Source organism: Streptomyces swartbergensis, from assembly GCF_002148965.1.
Taxonomy (GTDB): Bacteria; Actinomycetota; Actinomycetes; order Streptomycetales; family Streptomycetaceae; genus Streptomyces; species Streptomyces swartbergensis.
The window spans coordinates 1-2,751 of record NZ_NGFN01000591.1 but is presented as its reverse complement, the minus strand read 5'-3'; the positions used below and the strand labels follow the sequence as shown (position 1 = coordinate 2,751).

3 protein-coding genes are annotated in these 2,751 nt (G+C 72.2%); all 3 read right to left on the bottom strand.

Going from position 1 to position 2,751, the window contains the following annotated elements; genetic code table 11:
• Positions 1 to 191: 191 nt before the first annotated feature.
• Positions 192 to 1,226, bottom strand: coding sequence for a LacI family DNA-binding transcriptional regulator (locus CA983_RS42495; RefSeq protein ID WP_167407559.1), 1,035 nt, complete (start codon positions 1,224 to 1,226; stop codon positions 192 to 194).
• 211 nt (positions 1,227 to 1,437) lie between these two features.
• Entirely contained in the window at positions 1,438 to 1,644 is a 207-nt protein-coding gene (locus CA983_RS42490) for a DUF5999 family protein (RefSeq protein ID WP_059416771.1), read from the bottom strand.
• Between the two features lie 443 nt (positions 1,645 to 2,087).
• A complete protein-coding gene (locus CA983_RS42485) occupies positions 2,088 to 2,672 on the bottom strand; it encodes a hypothetical protein (RefSeq protein ID WP_167407558.1) in 585 nt (194 codons plus the stop codon).
• Positions 2,673 to 2,751 lie beyond the last annotated feature (79 nt).

Sequence of the window (2,751 nt, the reverse complement as noted above, 5' to 3'; positions counted from 1 at the left end):
CGACCGGGCGGCAACCGCCCGGCTGCCGCCATGTGGCCGGTGGTCATGCCGTGCGTCCAGGACGGCAGTCGGCCCGCGTGCGCCATCGCGTCGGGAGCGGGCCGGGCCGCCACGACGGTCGGCACATGGGCGGGCGCGGCCCGGTGCGCGCTGATCCGCCGGGCCAGCTCGCGGGCGGTCGGGCGGGTTGGTCAGGTCCGTCCCGCCGGAGGTGCCGTGCTGGACCGGATCACCAGGTCCGTGCCCAGTTCCACGCGCGGTGAGACGGGCTGTTCGTCGCGGGTGAGTCGGAGGACCGTGCGGACGGCCAGTTTGCCCATGTCGGCCAGGGGCTGTCGGACCGTGGTCAGGGGCGGAGCCGACCAGCGGACTTCCGGGAGGTCGTCGAAACCGACCACGCTCATGTCCTGCGGCACCCGCAGCCCGCGTCGGCGCAGTGCCTCGATCGCGCCGAGTGCCATCTGGTCGCTGGCCGCGAACACGGCGGTCGGCGGCTCGGGCAGGCAGAGCAGGGCCTCGCAGGCGGTGAAGCCGGACTCGGGGCGGAAGTCACCGGGGACGACGAGGGACTCGTCCACCGCGATGCCGGCGCCCTCCAGCGCCGCGCGGTAGCCGTCCAGCCGGGCCCTGGAGCACAGCAGCCGCGGCGGCCCGGCGATCAGGCCGATCCGGCGGTGGCCGAGGGACAGCAGGTGCTCGGTGGCCGCCATGCCGCCCGACCAGTTGGCGGCACCGATGGTGGGTGCCTCCAGGGCGGGCGAGCCCGCCGGGTCGACGACGACGAGCGGGACGCCGAGAATGCGCAGTTCCTCGTGGAGCGTCGGCTCCAAGGCCGAGGTGACGAGGATGACGCCGTCGGAGGCTCGGGCCCGGAGGTTGCGCATCCACTCGCGGGCGTCGCCCGAGCGCCCGTGGATGGCCGACACCACCGTGCCGACCCCGGCCGCGTGCGCGACCTCCTCGACCCCGCGGATGATCTCGACGGCCCAGGGACTGTCGAGGTTGTTGAAGACCAGGTCGAGCAGGGCGGCACGGGTGCCCGGGGCCGCGGGGCGCTTGCGGTAGCCGTGCCGGCGCAGCAGGTCCTCGACGCGGGCCCGGGTCTGCGGCGACACGTCGGACCGGCCGTTGACGACCCGGGACACGGTGGGTACGGACACGCCGGCCTCCCGGGCGATCTCCGTGATCGTTACCTTGCCCCCGGACCCGGCCTCACCTGCTGCCACTTGCCCCACCTCCGTCGACGGGTGACCCCGAAACTTCCAGGAGTCTTCCGGAAAACGGGCATCCGTGGGAAGGCCGTGCGAGCCATGAACGGGGCGTCGCGGGAGGTGACGGTCAGTGACAGTGCCCGGATACGCGTCGGGGCCGGTTCGCAGGGTGTCCTGCGGCCGGCCCCTCATGTCTGCGGGCGGTACGTCACGCCGCCCGGCGGCCTCAGGCGGCCGTCATCACCTGGCTGGAGGCCAGCGGGCGGTGCGGGGCGATGACCCGGCCGTCCGGCAGCAGCTCGCCGGTGTCCTCGAAGAGCACCACGCCGTTGCACAGCAGGCTCCAACCCTGCTCCGGGTGGTGCGCCACGAGACGGGCGGATTCCCGGTCGGCGGATTCGGCTGACGGGCACGGAGTCTGGTGCTGGCACATGGGTGGGATCTCTCGTCGTGTCGTGGTGGATGAGATGAGTGAGTCTGCTGAGTTGTCTGACGTGTCTGTTCCGCGGCTGGAAGTGTCGTTCATGGCCGCCCCCCGTTGTGATAAGTCGTCGGAACCCAGTGTTGCCCTACGGGCGTCGATCCGCAGGGATTTCGCGGCACGGCTTCTCACAGGTTCATGACGCATCACCCGCGCGGACGGTTCACCCCAACTGGACTGTCACTTCGGATGGTTCGTGGTGGCCGAATGGGGCTAGTCCGATCGAGCAGAAGCCCATTCCGGCTCGTACGAGCTATTAGGCGCTCGGAAGAGCGAACTTATCGGTGTGAGCGTCCGAGCGAACGCACAAGTGTGCTCGTCCGTGCGGGAAAAGGGGCGGCCCCGCCGCCGGGGAATTCGGCGACGGGGCGCGGAGAGCTTCGGGGCGCGGTGCTTCAGGCGGGTGAGCCGAGCAGTCGCGTGGGAGTCACCCGGTGGGTCAGCACCGGGAGCAGTTCGGCGACGCGGTGCGGGCGATGGGCCGCGATGCCGGGAGGTGCGGGGGCCAGCGGGACGAGCAGGTCGGTGGCGGCGGGATGGCCGTCGGCGCCGTCGGCGGTGCAGTCCTCGTGCAGCCAGAGCGTCAGCATGTACAGGCCGGGTACCGACAGCAGTCGGGGCTGGTACGGCTTCGGCATCGTCTCGGCCTGGCGCAGGGCGCGCTCGGTGGAGGTGATGTACGGGCCCTCGAAGAAGCGCGAGAAGGCCCAGCCGTCGGGCGTCAGCATGGTCTCCGCCGCGGCCACCGCACGGTCGCCGCAGCGGATCAGGAAGCGCCACCCGGCCAGCCGGGTGGCCGACACGCCCTCGGCCGTGACCCGGTCGAGGACGTGGACGGGCAGGGGGAGCTCGGGAGTGACGGGTCCCTGGGCGCGGAGCAGGGAGGGAGTTCGGGCCTCGCGAACCGCGGTGGGAGAGGAGAGCGCAGTGAGGACGGAACGGAGTGCGGGCGCGGGAGCCGGCGGGACATGCAGCGGCATGATGGGTCGCCTCTCATTCAAAGGCACGGCGGCACGAGGGCGGGGGCGGACGGCGCTGTCAGCTCACGGGGGTCAGAGA

What these genes read in the sequence shown, in the direction of transcription:
- CA983_RS42490 (WP_059416771.1), bottom strand. Translation starts at nt 1,644, where the DNA reads ATGTGCCAGCACCAGACTCCGTGCCCGTCAGCCGAATCCGCCGACCGG.
- CA983_RS42485 (WP_167407558.1), bottom strand. Translation starts at nt 2,672, where the DNA reads ATGCCGCTGCATGTCCCGCCGGCTCCCGCGCCCGCACTCCGTTCCGTC.